Source organism: Pseudomonas sp. 65/3-MNA-CIBAN-0223, from assembly GCF_040310425.1.
GTDB lineage: Bacteria > Pseudomonadota > Gammaproteobacteria > Pseudomonadales > Pseudomonadaceae > Aquipseudomonas > Aquipseudomonas gregormendelii.
In genome coordinates, this window is record NZ_JBEOPV010000309.1 from 1 (window position 1) to 243 (window position 243).

1 protein-coding gene is annotated in these 243 nt (G+C 67.1%); it reads left to right on the top strand.

Annotated elements, in window-relative coordinates:
- A partial coding sequence (locus AAEZ09_RS29010; RefSeq protein WP_350601770.1) for a hypothetical protein occupies positions 1–243 on the top strand: 243 nt, incomplete at both ends.

Below are 243 nucleotides of genomic sequence, written 5' to 3' on the forward strand. Positions count from 1 at the left end.
GTTCCCGCGCTGGTCGCCGACCTGCCGCAACAGCTTCGACCCACGCAGCTGAGCATTAAAATCGTGCCCATCGACACTGATTCGGCATCGGGCCAGCTGCCGGTGCAGCTGCGGCTGGATGCTCAGGGCGGCGCACCGGCCAGCCTACAGGCACGTGTGCAACTGGCGACCACGCCCCCTTACGCGCGAGCCATCGAACAGGCACGCCTGCAGCTGCGTAGCGCCAGTCTGCAGCTGGATGCG